Origin of the sequence: Sutcliffiella horikoshii (assembly GCF_002157855.1) — a bacterium.
GTDB classification, from domain to species: Bacteria; Bacillota; Bacilli; order Bacillales; family Bacillaceae_I; genus Sutcliffiella_A; species Sutcliffiella_A horikoshii_C.
This window is the reverse complement of the sequence record NZ_CP020880.1, coordinates 863,813-883,107: the sequence shown is the minus strand read 5'-3', so window position 1 is coordinate 883,107 and position 19,295 is coordinate 863,813. Positions and strand designations below refer to the sequence as shown.

General features: G+C 40.2%; 22 protein-coding genes. 7 read left to right on the top strand and 15 right to left on the bottom strand.

Translation table 11 applies throughout. The annotated features are described in order from the left end of the window. The first annotated feature begins 171 nt into the window (after positions 1–171). Positions 172–1,389: a helix-turn-helix domain-containing protein gene (locus B4U37_RS04655; protein ID WP_088017296.1), complete on the top strand. Its 1,218-nt coding sequence runs from the start codon at positions 172–174 to the stop codon at positions 1,387–1,389. Between the two features lie 135 nt (positions 1,390–1,524). Further along, positions 1,525–2,157, top strand: coding sequence for a LysE family translocator (locus B4U37_RS04650; RefSeq protein WP_088017295.1), 633 nt, complete (start codon positions 1,525–1,527; stop codon positions 2,155–2,157). Positions 2,158–2,216: 59 nt separating this feature from the next. Here B4U37_RS04650 and B4U37_RS04645 read toward each other — a convergent pair whose 3' ends face one another. After that, entirely contained in the window at positions 2,217–4,001 is a 1,785-nt protein-coding gene (locus B4U37_RS04645; protein ID WP_088017294.1) for a sulfatase-like hydrolase/transferase, read from the bottom strand. 155 nt (positions 4,002–4,156) lie between these two features. On the opposite strand from B4U37_RS04645, the gene B4U37_RS04640 reads away from it, so the two are divergent. From B4U37_RS04640 to B4U37_RS04625, 4 genes are all read left to right on the top strand, one after another. Beyond that, positions 4,157–4,366: a hypothetical protein gene (locus tag B4U37_RS04640; RefSeq protein WP_088017293.1), complete on the top strand. Its 210-nt coding sequence runs from the start codon at positions 4,157–4,159 to the stop codon at positions 4,364–4,366. Positions 4,367–4,487: 121 nt separating this feature from the next. Beyond that, positions 4,488–5,279 (top strand): endonuclease/exonuclease/phosphatase family protein, encoded by a 792-nt coding sequence (locus B4U37_RS04635; protein ID WP_088017292.1) that lies wholly within the window; start codon positions 4,488–4,490, stop codon positions 5,277–5,279. Then, complete coding sequence (locus B4U37_RS04630) at positions 5,276–5,530, top strand: hypothetical protein (RefSeq protein ID WP_198317083.1); 255 nt, start codon at positions 5,276–5,278, stop codon at positions 5,528–5,530. Before B4U37_RS04635 ends, B4U37_RS04630 begins: the two co-directional genes overlap by 4 nt. An 18-nt stretch (positions 5,531–5,548) precedes the next feature. Then, positions 5,549–6,070 carry a DinB family protein gene (locus B4U37_RS04625; RefSeq protein WP_088017290.1) on the top strand — a complete coding sequence of 174 codons (522 nt, stop codon included), beginning with the start codon at positions 5,549–5,551 and terminating at the stop codon, positions 6,068–6,070. Positions 6,071–6,096: 26 nt separating this feature from the next. Here the strand turns inward: B4U37_RS04625 and B4U37_RS04620 are convergent, their stop codons facing one another. The 7 genes from B4U37_RS04620 to B4U37_RS04590 form a co-directional block, all read right to left on the bottom strand. Next, the gene (locus tag B4U37_RS04620) at positions 6,097–6,303 is read right to left on the bottom strand and encodes a DUF5316 family protein (protein ID WP_088017289.1); all 207 of its coding nucleotides are present in this window, start codon (positions 6,301–6,303) and stop codon (positions 6,097–6,099) included. Between the two features lie 38 nt (positions 6,304–6,341). Next, positions 6,342–6,497 carry a hypothetical protein gene (locus tag B4U37_RS22335; protein WP_245840058.1) on the bottom strand — a complete coding sequence of 52 codons (156 nt, stop codon included), beginning with the start codon at positions 6,495–6,497 and terminating at the stop codon, positions 6,342–6,344. Between the two features lie 352 nt (positions 6,498–6,849). Then, positions 6,850–8,043 (bottom strand): aminotransferase-like domain-containing protein, encoded by a 1,194-nt coding sequence (locus B4U37_RS04610; protein WP_088017287.1) that lies wholly within the window; start codon positions 8,041–8,043, stop codon positions 6,850–6,852. Positions 8,044–8,153: 110 nt separating this feature from the next. Beyond that, on the bottom strand, positions 8,154–8,345 hold the full coding sequence (locus B4U37_RS04605; RefSeq protein ID WP_088017286.1) for a hypothetical protein: 192 nt from the start codon (positions 8,343–8,345) through the stop codon (positions 8,154–8,156). Between the two features lie 128 nt (positions 8,346–8,473). Beyond that, entirely contained in the window at positions 8,474–10,090 is a 1,617-nt protein-coding gene (locus B4U37_RS04600; protein WP_088017285.1) for a sensor domain-containing diguanylate cyclase, read from the bottom strand. 87 nt (positions 10,091–10,177) lie between these two features. After that, the gene (locus B4U37_RS04595) at positions 10,178–11,131 is read right to left on the bottom strand and encodes a DUF4097 family beta strand repeat-containing protein (RefSeq protein WP_088017284.1); all 954 of its coding nucleotides are present in this window, start codon (positions 11,129–11,131) and stop codon (positions 10,178–10,180) included. After that, the gene (locus tag B4U37_RS04590; RefSeq protein WP_088017283.1) at positions 11,128–12,129 is read right to left on the bottom strand and encodes a DUF1835 domain-containing protein; all 1,002 of its coding nucleotides are present in this window, start codon (positions 12,127–12,129) and stop codon (positions 11,128–11,130) included. Before B4U37_RS04590 ends, B4U37_RS04595 begins: the two co-directional genes overlap by 4 nt. A gap of 205 nt (positions 12,130–12,334) precedes the next feature. Here B4U37_RS04590 and B4U37_RS04585 point away from each other — a divergent pair, with 205 nt between their 5' ends. After that, complete coding sequence (locus B4U37_RS04585; RefSeq protein WP_088017282.1) at positions 12,335–14,035, top strand: transglutaminase domain-containing protein; 1,701 nt, start codon at positions 12,335–12,337, stop codon at positions 14,033–14,035. A gap of 219 nt (positions 14,036–14,254) precedes the next feature. On the opposite strand, the gene B4U37_RS22540 is transcribed toward B4U37_RS04585, so the two are convergent. The 7 genes from B4U37_RS22540 to desA all read right to left on the bottom strand — a co-directional run bounded on the left by B4U37_RS22540 (position 14,255) and on the right by desA (position 18,916). After that, positions 14,255–14,380: a hypothetical protein gene (locus tag B4U37_RS22540; RefSeq protein WP_281252778.1), complete on the bottom strand. Its 126-nt coding sequence runs from the start codon at positions 14,378–14,380 to the stop codon at positions 14,255–14,257. Positions 14,381–14,482: 102 nt separating this feature from the next. After that, complete coding sequence (locus tag B4U37_RS04580; RefSeq protein ID WP_157663712.1) at positions 14,483–14,698, bottom strand: LysR substrate-binding domain-containing protein; 216 nt, start codon at positions 14,696–14,698, stop codon at positions 14,483–14,485. A gap of 95 nt (positions 14,699–14,793) precedes the next feature. Continuing rightward, positions 14,794–15,081 (bottom strand): putative quinol monooxygenase, encoded by a 288-nt coding sequence (locus tag B4U37_RS04575; protein ID WP_088017280.1) that lies wholly within the window; start codon positions 15,079–15,081, stop codon positions 14,794–14,796. Positions 15,082–15,160: 79 nt separating this feature from the next. After that, positions 15,161–15,826, bottom strand: coding sequence for a type 1 glutamine amidotransferase domain-containing protein (locus B4U37_RS04570; protein WP_088017279.1), 666 nt, complete (start codon positions 15,824–15,826; stop codon positions 15,161–15,163). Between the two features lie 238 nt (positions 15,827–16,064). Continuing rightward, complete coding sequence (locus B4U37_RS04565; RefSeq protein ID WP_088017278.1) at positions 16,065–16,991, bottom strand: HD domain-containing phosphohydrolase; 927 nt, start codon at positions 16,989–16,991, stop codon at positions 16,065–16,067. A 66-nt stretch (positions 16,992–17,057) separates the two neighbouring features. Further along, positions 17,058–17,612: a hypothetical protein gene (locus B4U37_RS04560; protein ID WP_088017277.1), complete on the bottom strand. Its 555-nt coding sequence runs from the start codon at positions 17,610–17,612 to the stop codon at positions 17,058–17,060. Positions 17,613–17,878: 266 nt separating this feature from the next. Next, positions 17,879–18,916 carry a Delta(5) desaturase DesA gene (gene desA / locus B4U37_RS04555; RefSeq protein WP_148979563.1) on the bottom strand — a complete coding sequence of 346 codons (1,038 nt, stop codon included), beginning with the start codon at positions 18,914–18,916 and terminating at the stop codon, positions 17,879–17,881. Positions 18,917–19,295: the final 379 nt, after the last annotated feature.

The window sequence follows — 19,295 nt, the reverse complement described above, 5'->3', positions numbered from 1 at the left end:
ACAGATGGTATGTCGCTCTTTTCAATTTTAAACTTTCCTCCATTAAAAGCACCCCGTTTATATAAAAGTTTAATTTAATTAAACAAATCGTACCATAATAAGGTGTTCCAATTCAATAAAAAGTTTAATATAATTAAACAAAATAGTTCTTTTCAAGGAGTGCACACCTAAATGCTCGGAGACCGGATAAGAAAATTAAGAAAACAAAAGAAATTGACGTTAGAAGCTGTTGCTGGGACAGAGCTGACAAAAGGAATGCTCAGCCTTATAGAAAACAATAAAGCCAACCCTTCAATGGAAAGCCTAACCTATATAGCCCGTCAGCTTGGAGTGGAAATGTTAGATTTATTAGGAGAGGTTAGTTCCGAGGAATTGCGCGAAACTTTGGAACGCGCCGAAAAGATATTTAACATTCCATTCAGGCAAGGCTTTCCAGATAAATATAGGCAACTGATTGAACTAATTGAGCCACACATCGGGAAACTTTCAAATGGGTATGAAAGTGCAAGGTTAATGGAGATATACAGCTACGCGCTTCAAATTGAGAAAAAGCCAGGTTGGGAAAGCCTTCTAGATATAGCCGCTGACATGTTCGATCAAATGAATATCTCTTCTAATCGGACTGCTATTGGAATATTTCGTTCCAATATCGCTTTTTTCGAACACAACTATCAAGAAGCGCTCAAAATCTTAATGGCCGAACGGAATGAAATTGAAGCAAAACATGCATACATTGAACCAATGGCCAGACTGGACCTTGATTACAGTGAAGCGATTTTGTTATATGCAGTAGGGAATTCAGAGGCTGCCATCGAAACCATGGAAAAGGCGCTTGCCTACTCCAAAGATAAAAGGATTTTTTATCTGATTGATGACCTTTATCGACTTGCAGCCGCACATGCGTTGATGGAGGGAAATAAGAAAGAAAAGGATTACTACCTATTGAAGCTAAAGCAGTATGGGGAATTTGCGGACCATATCTCCTCAATCTACTTTTGTGAACTGTTCGAAATAATTGAATTAATTTCGGAAAATCAAGAATATACAAAAGCACTTGAAAAAGTTGAAGTATGCCTCTCTTCCGGGGATCTGATGGATTTTTATACCCCGTGGTTCATTCTCGAAAAAGCAAAAGCACTCTATTATCTCGGCATGTTTGAGGAGGCACTTCAATCTATTGAAAAGGTTGTTATTCCCGACATCCACCACCCGATTGACCTTTCCAACTTCTATCTAAAAGAATCCTATCAGGCTCTCATCCTGATGGAGCTTGGTAGGACAGAAGAAGCCGTGACTGCCGCACAAAAAGCCGTGGAAAACCTAGAGCCCTTCCTAGATTCGAAAATGAAGGATTTCAGTAGAGAAGTATTGAAGCAAGTTAGTGGGTAACAGAACAGGGACAGGCACGGCGATCCACTAAGGTTCGCGGTGCCTGTTCCCAAAACCCAAAAAGTATTTTTAAAAATATTCTGATTTCTGTTAGAATGAATCTTAATAAATTTCACTGAGATTGGGGTTTTCACCATGGAAAACTTTTTTCTGTTTGTCGTTATGAGTGTCTTACTGATCATTTTACCTGGACCTGACACGGCTATAGCCACCAAAAACACCTTATCTGCCGGGAGAATCGGCGGTTTCAAAACCGTTTTAGGTACCTTTTGTGCCATCCTTATCCATACAATTGCAGCTGTCGTTGGCCTATCCGCCATTATTGTTAAATCTGCATTTCTGTTCTCTGTCTTCAAATATGTTGGTGCCGTTTACCTTGTTTATCTGGGGGTTAAAACGATTTGGGCACTCCGAAACAAGAAAGCAGAGATTCCAATGGACAGCAACGTGGCTAATAGATACAAAAATCAATCCCACTTTAAGCAAGGTTTCCTGACAAATATGCTGAATCCAAAAGTGGCGGTCTTTTTTCTGACCTTCCTGCCACAATTCGTTGACCCGGGAACTAGCACAATCGGACCTTTCCTACTTATGGGAGTTACCTACGCTGTACTAACAGCCATTTGGTTTGTCCTTTACATCTATCTAGTGGACCAAATTAGTGCATTTATGAAAAAACCTCGAACCACTACTGTTATTGAATCCATTACTGGTATTGTGTTGATTGGGTTTGGGGTGAAGTTAGCGTTGGAAAAGGGATCGCAGTAAAAAGAGTATAATAATCAAAAGCCAAACAACCTATTGGGAACAGGTCGTTTGGCTTTTTTTTAGTTTTTACAGGAGGGCATTCCAGGAACCTCACCGCTTGATGGCTCCAACCTTTTTTGCTTACACTGTTCTTCAAGGCCCACCATCAGGAGTTTCTGAATAGCCATTGTTTCTGGTGTTCGATTGTCTGAGTAGGCAAGGTTGCTTTCTTCCAACGGATCTTTAGTCAAATTGTAAAGTTCATACTGATCTGGTACTGGTCTCGTTTTAGTGGTCGTGATGCACAATGCACAGTCTATATGCTCACCTGTAGATGTTTTTGAAACTTGAGTGGTTGTGACGTTCTCAACTCCCGGATTACTCCAAAACTGTGGGTTATCGTAATAACGTGTAAGTTTCCAGATTTCCTTTGTGCCATTTTCTCCTGTGGCGAGCTTAGTGATAATGGCTTCCGTGTGGTTTGGTTGAATGACAGCATGATAAGGTTCCCCCGTTGCCGAAACTTGGTTAGGGCCTTGGGTAACATCGTCGTCACTCATAAAATAAAGCGGTTCGTTCGCACGGTAGAATTTATTTTTCGCCATGAGTAGTGGTGTTAAATCACGACCTACTAATGGGTGAACTTCTGTGTGATCACGCTTAAGTTGTTTTTGAATCTCATCTACGTCAATGTCTGCGAGTCCTAACATGGTTGGCAGAACATCAACATGACTTGTAAGCATGTCGTTGGTTTCTTTTCCGGAGAAAAGTTTTGGGCTATGGATAATCAATGGCACATGAATCGATTCTTCGTAAGTGTTATACCATTTCTGATAAAGGCCGCCATGCGCACCAAGCAACTCTCCGTGGTCAGAAAGAAAGATGACAATAGTATTTTCATAAAAGGTAGAATCCTGCAAGGTTCGGAAAACCTTCCACATTTCTTGGTCTGCCTTCTTTTGCAAAGAATAATAGAGCTGTCTGTAAGAAACGTTGTCTCTTATCGGCTGGAGTGCCTTTGGGTAAATCTCACGATAGCTCTCTTGGGCGGAAGGCTTGGTACTTAGTGATTCATTGGCAGTCGGCGGTGGCGGGATGAAAGGCACGGATGGATCAATTTCAAAGTTAAACAATGGGCTTAGTTCTGTGTAAATGCCATAGATTGCAATGTCATGAGGGTTGACGAGCGAGCACATGACAAGCCACGGGGAGGAATTTCTATGACAATCATTTTCCAATGACTGAAGGAGCTCGACAGTTTCTTGAGCATAGATGACATCTCTTCCGCTTACCCCAATTGCAGCGGAGCTTGCCGAGTTCCGAGGAGAGGAACCATGTGGCTCTGGTCCGACCCAACCTTCAAATCCGTAATTGCCCAAACGGTTGGAGGCAAGGTATTTCTCTACATTTCTCTTGTCCGGTCTTCCTGTAGAGGTATAGCTTGGCAAAGAGTTTTTCGTTCCTGGTATTAGAATGTCTTCTTCAGACGCATGCCATTTGCCTTTCCAAAAAGTTTTGTAACCTGCTGTCCGAAAATATTCCCCCATAGTTGGCACGGTATTAGGATCAAGCCAAAACATGTCCGGATCAAAAGAGGTTTTTGCCGCACCACTCGTTTGTGTCACACCATGAAGGGATGGATATTGTCCAGTATATAGAGTGGTTCTGCTTGGAGAGCAAGCGGTGCTTCCAACATAGTGTTGTGTAAATTCAAAGCCATTCTTCTTTAGTAGCTCCTGAGTTTGCAAGTTTTCCCGTTGCCATCTTCTAAGTTCTTCGTTTTCATATACGCTCGGGTAACGTTGCTGATCTACCATCAGGATGAGAAAATTGGGTTTCTTGATTGTCTGTGATTCTTTAGCCATCGTTGTCCCACCTTTACAGTTCAATCTGTTCCATCTTAACTATATGCACAGAAGTTTTAGCTTATTTCAGGGACAGGCACCTTGACCACTATTGGGTCGAATTGCCTGTCCCTTCTACCCACAACCGTGTTATAATCTGATGGAGGTGTTAGATAATGAATAAACGATGGACTATTAGTAAAATATATGAGTTTGTGGAGAAGAATTCAGATAGTAAATTGCTATCCACTGAATACCACGGCTTTTCTCAGAAGTTACTTTTTAAATGTGATTGTGGAAGCAACTTTGAAAAGACTTTTACAAAATTTAAGAATAACAACCAACGCAAATGTGACGTGTGCCAGCCACCAAAGGCTTCACGTTAATAGATACCCTGAAAGGTGCCAATAGAATTTGGCACTTTTTTGTTTTGTCTCCCAATTTGCAGGAACTCTTAATTGTTTTATCGAAATAGTTGTTACCGAAAACTTTTAAGGAGGAGTGGCCTTGGAACATACATATACCGTCATGTCCTTTAATCTGCGTGTTATTGTTGCGTCTGACCCATTTAGCTGGGATGATCGAAAACACTGGATTGCAGACACCATAAATACTTATACGCCTGACGTTATCGGCACACAGGAAGCAACCATTCCAATGCTTGAATGGCTAAAAGAGACTTTCAAAGAGTCCTATGAAGTATACGCAGCCAATCGAACCGAATCCACGGAGGTTGGAGAATTCAGTGCTGTATTTGTTAAAAAGTCCCGTTTCATCATAGGTTCAAAAGGATCCTTTATGCTATCAGAAACTCCAGAAATAATCGGGACTATGGGCTGGGATGCACACTGCGAAAGAATTTGTTCCTGGGTGGAGCTTATTCCAAAGAGACAAACCGAACCAGTTTTGCGCTTTTTTAATACACACCTTGATCATATGGGGAAGCTTGCAAGGAAGAATGGATTGAAACTAATTTGTGATGTGATTCGTAGGAAAGATAACGAGCAAAGCTTGCCAGTTATTTTAACCGGCGATTTTAATGATGTGCCTGAAAGTGAGGCATTAGCGGAAGTTTCGTCCATGGAAAGCTGTTATTCTTGTTTTACTGCAGAAGAGAAGCATAACCGTCTTACTTTTCATGCATACGAAGGCGGAATAAAAGGTAGTCCCATCGATTACATATTCGGCTTGAACGGGGTAGAGTTTCTTACTGCCTGCATTATTAGAGACAGTTTTGATGGAGGGTACCCGTCAGATCATTATCCTGTTTTGGCAAAGGTAAAACTTTTGAGAAGGTGATGAAGGTTAAAAATAAAGTACAGGTACTCTTATTAGCCATGACGGTGCTGGCAACCATTTTCCTGATATGGGCAGGACTCTCAGGCAACAATGATATTTTTCCACTTCTTCTTACTTTGGTTGTCACACTATCCATGGGAAACCTTATGCTCCAACACCGGAATAATAGAGGATTTCACTTATATCGGATTGCATTTGGCTTTGGTTTGTTTTCATTATTGTTGAGTGTTACTTATTTTGTGACTGGATAAATGAGGAGGAGAGAAAAAATGACTACAAAAACCATTTTGCAAATCACATCCTTATCAGGCTATGAACTGGAAATTGGCCGTTCTCTATGGTGTTTAGAAGATGTACGCCACAACCTAACAGAAAAGTTAAAAGGACTCAGCCAACGTGAACTTGATAAAAAAATGGGGTCCAGACAATCCATTGGATCTCTGTTGTACCACATTGCTTATGTAGAAGCTGGTTGGCTTTATGGGGAAGTAATGGAAAAAGAAACGTGGGACTTAGAAATAGAAAATTTTTTCCCATTGGATGGATGGCCTGACGGGAAATTGGTACATATTGAAGGGGATACTCTCGAAACCCACCTTCATCGATTAAATAAAGTGAGAGAGACCTTGCTTTCCCACTTTCGTTCTATGAATTTGGAAGATTGGCGCAGAGTTAGGGTGCTTGATGAATATGAAGTAACACCTGAGTGGGTGATTTATCATCTAGTTGAACATGAGGCACATCACCGGGGGCAGATTTTCCAGTTATTGAGGGAGATTCGGGGAGGTTAAAACTTCCCCAATAAATAGGAACGTCGTTAAATGTAAAATAATAATCCTGCTAATCCTAACGAAACCAAGCCTATCAATCCAGAAAAAATACCAACTTTTAATCTAAAAGCTCGGTGTTCCTTAGTCTCTGAATGATAATTCGACCTTTGTTGCTGTCCGCTCGTCCAGACTCCTAGAAACATACCAGAAACGACGATAGCAACAATACCAATTATTAAGAAAAGCTGTATCATGTACGCATCTCCTCTCTAATAGAAATGTTTCCCAATTATTATACGATACCTATAATTAATACAATCGCAAGTCCAATGATTGCCCCAATATCAACCGCGTATCTACCATTCTCTTTCTTCTTTTCAAATACACTTATTAACTTACCGAGTATCACCAACAATATTGCTATAGATATTAGAATGTTACTAGTCACAGAGCTAAAATAAGTATCTGCTATAAAAACATACATTGTTGGAATCACAATCAACAATCCTGCAACTGTGTACAAAAACCACCTTACTTTTTCCAAATGATCACCTTCTTAAATTTATATAAAAATATCTACTATTCTCTACGTTTGTGAGCTAAATAAGGTTCCATTATTTAAAAATAAAATGTCTAAAGACCAAATGTCTTCATACCTGTTATGAAGACATTTTTACATCGATTTCCACTCTGGGATTGTCTTCATCGTGTTCAAGCTCAGCCCATGAGCCGAAAAATCGAGCATTAATTAGTAAAGGACAGCTCCGATGCTTTATAAGCAATCGAGCCGCCCCTTTGATTTATCTCAAAAAAGATTGAACGACATCTCCTAATACTTGAATACCTTCCTCAATATTCTCCTCACTCTCATAGCTGAATGACAAACGGAGGTATTCTGCTCCTTCTGCCTGATCGAGGAAAAAATATTTGCCAGGAAGGAATGACACTCCTCCCTCGGTTGCCTTTGAAAGAAGTTTCTCCGTGTCTACACCCGTGATCTTCACCCATACAAAATAACCGCCTTTTGGTACAAACCAGGACGCATTTTCAGGAAGGGACTTTTCGAGGGCTGCCAGCATAACTTGGCATTTTCTTTGATATGACTCACTTAAAGTTTGCAACCGCGATGTAAAATCTGTATTTTCCAAGAGTGTGGCCATGGTCGCTTGTGCGAAAGGATGCTCCAAATCTTTTTTGAACCAGAATAAGGCTTGAATGAATCTTTCTGTAGCATGTACCCAGCCAATTCGCATGCCTGGGGCAACGACTTTTGACAAGGAACCGACATAGAGAACTCTATCCTTCGTATCCATGGACTTAAGTGTCTTCGGATTTTCCTTAAAACCAAGCTCGCCATATGCATCGTCTTCTAGCACCAAGAAATCGTATTCCTCTGCCAGTTTTAGAACCTGTCCCCTCCGCTCTTCTGTCATCGTCGTACCAGTTGGATTGTGGAAGGTTGGGATGGTATATAAAAAACTTGGCATCGTCAACCCTTTTTGCTTTCTCTCCGCAAGCAACTCCGCTAACTGTCCCGTTTGAAGACCATCCTTATCTACCGGAACGGTAATAATCTGCTCTGTGTAATTTTGAAATATCTCAAGTGCCTCCATGTAGGTTGGTGACTCGACGATAACAACAGCATCCTTATCAAGAAAGATTCGAGCAATAAGATCAATAGCCTGGCACGCGCCTGCTGTGATTAAAAGCTCGTCATCTTTTGCAACCATCCCTCTTACTTCCTGCCTCAGCCGTACCCATTCTTTCAACTTATCAATTCTCGGACTTCCTATGTAGTGTAGTGGAAGGTCATTTTCTTCTTCGAGCAATTGAGCGACTGCTTCTTTTAAATCCTTTGAAGGTACTAAATGAGGTGCAGGGTAGCCGGAATGCAAACGTATTGCTTTAGCTGGAACGGATGGGATCCAATCGCCGGGAGGGTTATTTTGTAGGGCCGCTTTGATGTTTTTAGGAAAAAAAGATTCCGTGTTCATTGGTACCAGACACCTTTCCAATTTATAAGTTCCTTCTATTTTAAACTTATCACTTGATAAACAATAGAGCAAACCCGATTTAGGGTCTGCTCTGTTCATTTTTCATGCTATTAGTTTTTCGATGCATCAAGCGCTTGATAATCTGTTTGATACTTTCCGCCTTCTGCCACTTCAGAGTGATAGAGAGCTTTTAAGGCGAAGTTCTTTTCTAAGCCGTGCTCGTCCATCAATTCTCTTAAACGTTGCTGCAATTCATCATTGTCTTTAATAAGCTGTTTCATTTGTGATTTAAAAAATTTCATCAGGTGTTAGCCCCCTTTCGGTTATGGCATCTATCAGCTTAGTATACATGATATCGAATAAATAATATCCAAAACAATAAAAAAGGGAGTCCCAAGACTTTTCATTTCTTGGAACTCCACTAATCTTTTTAAAATGCCATTCTATTTTTGCCCGTTCGTTTTACCTTATAAAGGGCCTCATCAGCTCTCCTTATTATCTCGTTCACTTTACTCGTATCAAAAGTAGCCGGGTCCCACACAGCTCCCCCTATACTACAACCGACAGAAACTTCTTGTACGTTCACTTTGAATGGCTTGTTGATGGAGGCGATGACGCTTTCCCCCACTTTCAATCCTTCTTTTTCAGGGTGAGCAGCAACAGGCAGGACCATGACAAATTCATCTCCACCCATTCTGGCAACCATCCCCCCTGCAGGTGTCACTTCACTAAGCCTCTCACTAACATCTTTTAGAAGAATATCCCCTACTTCATGACCTAGATTGTCATTAACTTTTTTGAAACCATCCAAGTCCATATAGAGAACAGCGAATGGAAGATCCTTTTTCATTGTTTCCTCTATAAAAGCATACAACGGGATTCGGTTTAACAGTCCAGTTAAATGATCGCGATGGGCGACGTTTTCCATTTTCTCTAGCGCAGTCTCTGTTTTCGTGAGCTTAGAGATCAGTTTTTTTAAAGAATACGAGAGAACTTCTATTTCCTTAATGCCTTTGTGGGCAGGTATAGTTACCCGTTCCCCACGCCTCAACTGATCCGCAGCAGTTGTTATATTTTTTAACGGTAAGGTTATTTTACCGGCAACAATCCAACCAAGGATTGCAAGCAGCCCAGCCAAAATAAATCCAAACGTGTAGATGTATTGCTGTGTTTCTTTAATTGGAGCATAAGCAGCATCTATTGGTTGACGAACAAGAATCACCCAGTCGAGCCCAGGATAATCTTTGTAGCCACTTGCCAGGACATATCCGGTCAGATACTCTTTCCCATTCGGCCACTTTTCAAGAACCCAGCCGTTACCCCCTTTTCGGGCTTCTTTCACGCTTGTCAGTTGCAGCATACTTCCGAGCTCTTCTTCTGGTCCAAGCAACACACTATCATCCACTCCACTTACAATAAACATATCCAAACTGTTTCTTTTCTGAAGTGGTTTTAACATGGAATCCTCAATTTCCTTGGCCCATTCCCAGCTTAAATGAGCCGCCAATACACCAATAAATTGATTTTTTTCATTATATACTGGCGTACTGATATCCACGAACTTCATTACTTCACCGGTAGGGTTCGGTAGCAATTCTGCAAGTAGTACCGCTTCATGGACATCGCCGATAAAAGTTTTATTTTGTGCTTCTGTGAATACCGGCCTTTCTGATATGTCTGCCCCTTGTAAAATTCCATCGGTTGAGGACAGGACAGCACCGTCCTTATCTGTCATTCCTATCCAAGAAAAAGAAGGGAATTTCTCCTTCAGCCGATCAAGAATTTGCTGTTGTCCAACCAAATCTTCTGTCTGTCTCATTTCTGATAGAGTGCTCAGCATGGAGACCTCTCCGTAACGCGACCACATATAATGATCTAATTTCCCTGCCATAATATAAGATGTCTCTTTAAGCGAATTTCCTATCTCACTTCGAACCTCATCATTGGAACGGTGTCCAATCGCAACGCTCAACACAATCGTCAAAACAATAATCAATGTTGCAAAACTTGCTGATAATAGTGCCTGTAAACTGAACGATCTTTTCATAATGCCCCCATGTTTATCTATGTAGAATTACTTTATAAATATAGCATAGGGATGGTGGAAGGAATATACATTGTTAATTTCATTAAATTAATTTAGTCTAAAATCCCCTGAAGTCGTTCTTACTTTTAGCAAGAATTCCCCGTCTCCAATTTGTCCTTCTATATTCCTCTCACTTTTCTCTTTATATTGCATTCCATCTAAGTTTACTGTTCCCTTTCCTGATCGCCCTTTGAAGTCAACTGCTAGAGAGGAAGGATTTTCGTCGAACTTAACACTCACATCTCCGCTTGTTACCTCCACCTCCAGATTGCCTGTTACACGTTTATTATCTATCTCGATATCCCCAGAAGTAGTCTCAACGTCTACATTCCCTTCAACACCCCAGACATTGATATCTCCTGATGTGGTATCCACTTGAAGATCCGCTAGAACTTCCTTGAAGGTGATATCGCCGCTTGTTCCTTCTATAGTTATGTTCTTGGCTTCCGTGTTCTCAATGCGAACATCACCACTTGTCAGTTCAATGAAATAACTATCTTTTATGGTAATATTTTCGACCATAATATCCCCAGAAGTCACCTCTGTTCTCAAGGAATTCACTTGCAACCCTGACATTTGAATATCGCTTGATGTGGAAATGGTGGATAACTCTGTATAAGTTTTTTCCGGTACTTCTATTTCGACTTTCAAGCTTGTTATGTTGGTACCAATTTGGAATTCCATGTTTGGTTGTTCGACTTCAATTTGTATTGTTCCGTCGACTTCCTTAACTATAAGTTTATACTTGCCCTTGTTTTTCTCACTAACATCTCCTGATAATTTCGCATAGATGTCCTCTCTTTCCACAGAAACCACTTTGATATCCGCGGATGTGGCGCGGATTTCTATGTTTTCCGCTTCACTGCCGCTCACTGTTTCTTCTTGTTCAATCGGAGACGTACTGAAATTAAAACTAAACGTTTCTTTTAATTGACCAAAAACCACTGTCGCTCCAATCACCAATAAAATGAGAACAAACAAAAACGATAATACTTTTTTCACGCATGTTCCCCCTCCCTATCTTTTAATCTAACGCTATAGTGTCGCATGGATTTTGGTATCCCCTTTATCTTGAAATAACCTTCAAAAGCAAGAGTTCGAAGGCGATATTCTAAAAACGCAGTATTGAATTCCCCTTCTAACTGACCATGCATTTCACCGATAATACGCGTTGCCTTTACAAAATCATTTTCGGCAAAATCCCTTTGGACTTTTTGAGCACAATGAAGTAATTCTTGGTCTATATACTCTTCAGGGACCCCTTGTATCTCCTCGTTCTTCCAAATACGAAGCAGGTCCTTCGTTCCTTTTAGTTGAAGCCACTCGTCTGATAATTGGTTTCTAGCATTTATGGGCAGAATATTTTCCGATTCATTTTCAAAAATAACTTTCAACGTTTCCGGCATGATTTCACCCGAATGAGCAGGGACAAAATGCTTGGAAAGTGGAAGGTTTCCATAACCTTTGGTTGCATTAATAAGAACCACTTCATTATCACTGTTACGCAAGTGGTGAAGAATGTATCTATGGAAAATTTGTTCATGGGCATTATCAGCTGTCCATAGAATTACAGGGAAATGTGGAGGAATATGGTTTAATTCTTCGATCGCTTTTTTAAATTTGCTAGTAAACTCTTCTTCAAAGAAATCTTCAAAAATATTAATATGATCTTGGAGCCACTCTTGCCTAGTAGATGAATCACCTAAGGGACCGATATCGAACATTTCCCAAAAACCTATTACCTTATGGTTTCTCTCCAAACCGACCTTTAGTGATCCGGCAGTAGATTCGCTCCCTGCAATATGTATCATGTCATAATTTGTTCGAGGTGGTGGCTGGTGGTCAATTATTTGAACTATATGCTGTATCTCTTCTATAATTTCTTCTTTTGGCACGTCTATTTTCGTTAATTGATCTAAACGGAGCAAGGTTAAGCGCAGCCATGTTTTAGCATCCTTTTCGGATAGTTGTTCAATCGTTTCCTTTATCTTCTCTAGCATAGTTTGACCTCCAAGGAATATTTTACCTATAGCCTAACTATAACACCTCCAAATTCCTAATTCTACCACCACATTGTTTCACCCTTTCTATTCAAAGTTTTCCAATTTAATAGTAAGATAGCATCAGAAACTTTCTAGTTCGTACATACGTATGTAAAAGATACAACTTAATTGGACGAAAAAGACCCGTCCCAAGGAGGATATAATGGTAATAAATTACCGGTATATAACAGTGTTAGTTTTGAGCAGCAGTTTAATTCTCTCTGCCTGTTCAGATAAAAATACGAGCGTCGAGGAAAATCAGCCTGCTGAGCAAGAAGTAGTAAAAGACAAATATGAACAACTTGTGGATAAAAAGAATGCAGAATTGAAGCTCGAAGCACTTGAGCTAACCTCTTATGCAGAAGAAGTTAATGCGACGTTCCTTACACCTGAGTACAAGGAATTCAGTACAAACGGCCAAGTAGAGATCGCAGGAACCGTTGAGAAGCATGCTGATTTAAAAGGGGAGTACGTTTGGATTAAGGTTCGTTCCGATGAGGATGGGCCTACAGGTAATGTGATGGAATATTATGCACCAATACAAGATGGCGAGTTTAAAGAGAACATCTCTTTCTTTAATGGTGAAGGGGAATATCGGGTCACTGTTCAACTTCCGGACACCAATCGTGAAAACTATTACTACGATACTGCTAGTTTTACCGTCCATAATGTAAACCCGGAATCAACATATGATGTTTCACTAACTCCTTTTGGACATGATGCCGGACTTCAGTTCGATGTAGAATCGTCATTTTTAAAGGAAAATGAGCTATTCTCTTTCGAAGGGAAAGCAAGTAATCTCTTAGACGGGGATACCATCATGCTTCAGTTAAAAAAGGACTCCGATATTTGGAAGCATATGGTCACTGTTGAAAATGGACAATTTTCAACAGACATTCCACTGTTCTATGGAAAAGGACTTCACCAACTGGAAGTATTGGTCCCGGATGGTGAGCGGGAAGACTACTATCAACTTGCATCGACTCTATATATAGACAACGCCTCTGAACGAGTAATGCAGCCATTAGAATATTATTCTGCATATAAAGAGCGTGGCGTGACACTTGAATCCCCACAATACGGAGGGGACGAGGCGGAAGGAACCTATTCAGTAAAAGGTAGAATTGACCCTGAAGCTGAGTTTGGGCCACAGACTACCCACATTTATGTAACGACGAAAAAAGGCGACGACGAGGCACTTGATGTAATCCCTGTGGAAAACTATGAGTTTAACGGTTCCTTTTATCTGCGTTTCGGACCTGGTGAGTATGAGGTAACATTGAGCGTTCCTGAAATCAAAGAAGAAAATAGTGATTTTTTCCGCTATTATGGATTTGCTAAATTTGATGTGACCGCTTCAGCGGAAGATAGACGGGATCTATTGCCTTCTCGAGGCGTTCAGTCTGATGCGCCTGAGATTATTAAACTTGCTGAAGAGCTGACTGCTCGTATGGATTCTGACCGCGAGAAGGCAAAAACAATATACGAATATGTTGCTAAGAATGTCAGCTATGATGTGCAAAAATATAGAAACAATGAGTTTGAGTGGGACGACAGTGCACTGAAGACGTTGGATTCTATGACAGGTGTCTGTCAAGATTATGCCTACCTGGCAATTGCTCTAATGCGTGCAAGTGGGGTCGAGGCTAGATATGTGGAGGGGCGAGCTGGCTCTCCATGGCCGGGGAATCATGCATGGGTCGAGGCGAATTTGGACGGCGAGTGGATCGAGATGGACCCTACATGGGGATCAGGATATATCGATCGTGATGATAAGTTTGTTACTGCTTATAATGAGGATTATTTTGATCCAAACCCGGATGATTTTAAAAAGACACATACTCGGACTGGGGTTAGGTATTGATGAGTTGTAATTTTGGTGGTCACATAGACGGTATCTATGTGGCCACTTTTTGTATGGATTTCGGGACTGAACTGAGGGAGATGAGATATGCATTTAGTGAAATATGGATTCTATTAGACAAATTCCCTGGATTTCACTGAGCTTTACGCATTGAGACATCTTCTCTGTTACCGTTTGTCACTTCCCCACCACGCTTCGGGCCTTGAGACGCCTTCTCTGTTACCGTTTTCCACTCTCCAACCTCGCTTCAGGCCTTGAGGCGCCTTCTCTGTTACCGTTTGCCACTTTCCCACCACGCTTCAGGCCTTGAGACGCCTTCTCTGTTACCGTTTGCCACTCTCCCACCACTCTTCAGGCCTTGAGACGCCCTCCTCTGTTACCGTCTTCCACTCTCCCACCCTCTTCATGCCTTGAGACGCCATTCTTATTTTACGTCCTCCTCAACCCCTACCGATTCAACCACCTCAAAATCTCCAGAACATGCGGATGATCTTGGTTTTCCATTTTATAAGCCAGGTAAATAGTGTTTTCTACCGCAAGTTGTGGGAACAACATCTTTGTTTTTCCAGCCTCAATTGAATCCCTTATAAGATAGGTAGGCAGCGCACTAATCCCCATGTTGTTCTCAATTGCTTCCAACACGGCTCTTAAATCAGGAATCACATGTGACGGCTGTATTTCCGGTCTCTTATTAAATTCCTTTCTATAAGAAACCTCCGCTCTTCACTAAGAAGGACGGTGCATTTCCATACATAAAATTAGACCTTTGTAAGTCTATATACTTCCCGTTTTTCCACTAAACTTTCAATTTTCCGTCGGTAGTTTTGATAATGTTCCGTTTCAATATGTTCCTTAAAAGCCTGTTCATCCTGCCAGGTTTCATAGAAAACAAAAACACCATCCTGCTCAACGGACTGATGAAGCGTATATTCTTCACAGCCTTTTTCCGCACGTGACGGTGCCACCATTTTCTGCATTTCCTGAAACAGGTCATCTTCCATACCGGGTTTGGCAGTCATGATCGCATTAATTGTGATAGGTTTCATCAATATCCCCCTTTTTCTCCGATAATTTTCAAAAAAATTCCTGCAAACAAGATTTTTCTTGCTTACAGGATGAAAGTGTTTAGCCTAGTTGTTTTACTACTTCTTTTGCCACACTGATGGTAGATTGCGGGTTTTGACCTGTGATTAATTTGCCATCTGCTTGCATATGGTCTGTCCAGTTATCTGCTACAATAACTTCCGCTCCTAATTCGCGTAAGCGAGTTTCTAAAAGGAATGGCATATATTTATCTAATGTTGTTTCTCTTTCTTCCTCATCAGTAAATGCTGTCAATGTTTTGCCAGCTACAAGTGGAGTACCATCGGATAGCTTCACCCCTACAAGACCTGCTGGACCATGGCACACCGCTGCAACTAACTTGTCCGCTTCATACAATTCGCGAATCACTTGGTGTAATTTTCCGTTATCAGGCAGGTCAAACATCGTACCATGACCACCTGGCAAGAAGATCGCGTCAAATTTTGACAGGTCTGTAATTTCATCTAACTTAATGGTGTCTTCTAGGTATCTAGCTGTGTCCAATATTTCTTGAGGAGTTTCTCCACCCTCTAAACTTCTAGCATCAACAGGAGCTTTTCCACCTAGTGGACTTGCTACTGTTACCTCATAACCTTTATTAGCAAATTCAACATACGCCTCACCAAATTCAGAAAGCCAAAGTCCTGTTTCGTGGCCATCTTTCATTTTATCTGCAGTAGTTACTACCATTAATATATGTTTAGTCATTATTATTTCCTCCCAAAAATGTGTTTGTATTTCTTACGGTTTTCATTGTAGTAGTGAATTATCTATAATACAAATTAGTTAATTTTGTATTATGTATAAATATATTTATTGATTTCTCCCCTTCCTTTAAATACATTACCCATTTTGTTCGTTTTTAAAAGTTTGTATGTGTTATGTAGTTTAATGAAGACTTTGGTGAGTAGAAAATGGACAAATAAAAAAGCCCTAAAGCATGGAATTACGCTTCAGAGCTTGTTACTTTTAATTTACCTTCTTCATGAAGAACTTCAATAAGTGCGGCGACAACATCAGGATCATATTGAGAAGGAGAGAGCCTTTGTAGTTCATCAATAGCATACTCAGGAGTAAATGCATTTCGATACGCGCGATCTTCTGTCATAGCATCAAAAGTGTCACTCACTGCGATGATACGGGCTTCTAGGAGGATCTCATCGCCTTTTAATCCTCCAGGATAACCTCGACCGTTTAATCGTTCATGATGTTGTTCTATGATTTCAGCTATTGTATTTCCGTAGTATAAGTCCTTAACCATATTTGCACCATCTTCGGGATGCTTTTTGATAAGGGCAAATTCTTCATCTGTCAGCTTAGATGGTTTGTTAAGTACTTCAGACGGTATGTTTATTTTACCAATGTCATGTAGAATTGAAGCAAGAAAGAGATTTTCCAGCCTGTCCGTAGAGAGTGAAAACTTTTTAGCAATCTTAATAGAATACTCCGCCACTCTCTCACTATGATTAAATGTATATATATCTCTTTTTTCTACTCTCTGAACAACTTCCCTTAGTGATCTTATACTATCACTAAGCTGATGGAATGTTGGCTCTGTAATCACCCAAATATATGTTACATTCGTAATAGCTGAAAAGTGAACAGGAACTTCTATATCGGTAGCTGTAAAATAATCTTGTGGCCCTAAATAAATCTTTTCTCCATTTACTTCACAAAGTACTTCACCACTGAGAATATAAAAAAACTCCATTACTCCCTCGTTTTCACTCGGATAAACATAAAATATATTACCTTTTGTGATGTTTTGGAGTATTACTTCCGTTCCGTTCCCTTTAGCAATTAGACTCATATCAAAATTATTTAAAGTAACTTGTTCTAAGCTAGTTCCTTTCTTTCCAATCGTAAAAGCCACCCTAATCACTCACCTCTACCATTTTGAGCGCCTTTTCTTTTGAGTCGCTCTGTAATTAAGAATCTATCAAGTTGCTACCACTCGCACCGGATCAATCCAAGCCCAACGATCAGCAAATCTTACGTATTTCCAGAAGCACTCAGCTACAACGCCGTATTCTGCTACTTCGTCAATTGTCTCTTGTGTCATTAGTAAAGTAATATCAAAAACGTACGTGATGATTGCGTCAACTTCTTGATCAAATTGAGCAGTTCTTTGTTCCATACGCTCTTCTAACAAGGCTTTCTCTTGTAGAAGCGCAGATAGTGCTACGTTTAACCCCTCTTGCTGAGAAGCTTCTGTTGCGTTTGCTAAGTCTGTTTCTACTCTAGCAATCTCTTGATCCAAAGTTTCCAACTCATTTTTCATGACATCTAACTCTTCAAGGTACACAGCCCATAATGCGTCCGCATCTTGTACACCCGTTTCAATAATTAGATCCATTTCCATGTTTGCTGCATCAATGATTTCTAATGCTTTTTCAATGTCTGCATCACTTGCAGCTTGTGCATTAGAAGATAACCCTAATGAAACCCCTAAAAATAAAATTGTAAAGAAAGCAAGCATACCAAATTTTCTCATTGTTAAATCCCCCTATAGATTATTTTTTTACTAATCTCGGTGTAATTGTGCGAATTTCTCTCTTGAAGTTACATTATGTATTTTCGTGCTTTTCTCCTATATATCACCATAATTATACAAGTAACAGATGGTTAAATCTATATTTATTTGTAATATTTTGTTTTTTCCTAGTTACCTCAACCTTTATATCGGTTTAAAAATCATTTTTTTAAGTGCAACATCAAAAAAACCAGCCCCTCAATTTAACAGGGCTGGTTTCGAATTTGTTATACTTCTGGCTTCATATCTGCAGAAGAAACTGTGTTGTGTATCATTTTCTTTGCTTCTCTAAACGTCACAAAGTTTTTACTCTTTTCGTCCCATAGACGGAACTTCAATGACTTTAAGCTTGTCGCCAATGTAATGGTTGGTACGTGTTGAAGCGGTGGAGTGCTGTGATGGCATTTTTCCAGTTCATAGTTCGGCACCCTTGGGCTTAAATGATGGATATGATGGTAACCGATGTTTCCAGTCAGAAATTGAAGTACTTTTGGTAACTTGTAAAAGGAACTTCCTTCAACTGCTGCTAATACATATTCCCAATCTTTATCCATTTCAAAATAAGAATCTTCAAACGTGTGTTGTACATAGAACAACCAAATCCCAACACTTCCAGCGATCATAAAGATGGTGCCGTGTACAATGAGGAATGCCTGCCAGCCGATTGCTAAGCTTAACAGGACAGCTACTGCAACGATCAATACGTTTGTCAGATATAAATTGTTGCGTTCTTTTTGTCTTGCTTCTTTACGGTTGAAACGGTTTCTGATCAGGAACGTGTAAATTGGTCCTAAACCGAACATTACCAATGGATTGCGATATAGGCGATAGGAAAGACGCGTCTTTAATGATGCTTCTTTGTATTCTTCCACAGTCAGTGTCCAGATATCACCAACACCGCGCTTGTCTAAGTTACCGCTTGTTGCATGGTGAACAGAGTGGTCATGTCCCCATTGGTCGAACGGGAACATTGTTATAACTCCCGTCAGAGTACCTACTGCACGGTTCCATTTTCGGTTTTTGAAAAAGGAGTGATGCGTACAATCATGGAAAATAATGAAAATACGTGTCATAAATCCTGCTGCAAAGATTGCTGGTACCAACGCCAACCAGTAGGATACGGACAGGCTTATATAAGTGAGATACCATAACAGGAAAAATGGCGTTAGCGTATTGATCAACTGCCAGATACTCTTTTTAGTTTGCGATTTTTCGAAAGGAGCAACTTGTTTTTTAAGGCTTTTCATTTCATTTTGAATTGACATTTTATTAAATCCCTTCGTTGTTGACTTGATAAAATTTATTATAACCAATTTTAAAAAATAAGTTAGTAGCAGGTGTCATATGTAGAGTATGACAAATGTCATATAGTTTTTGTAAAGGATTGTCAGACCTCTTGAAAACCGTTGGGGGACGTGATGTTTTTATTTTGGAAAATCGCAAAAAAAATATTCTTTAAAATAAAAAATCACTTTAAACCGGCGATGAAGTCACCTGTTTTGTTATTTCCTTGTCACTTAGGTCTTCATAACAGCTATGAGGACTCCTCTTCTCCTTCTTGCTCCTCACTCAGGTCTTCATAAAGGCTATGAGGACTTCTCTCCTCATTTTTCTTCCTCACTCAGGTCTTCATAACGGCTATGA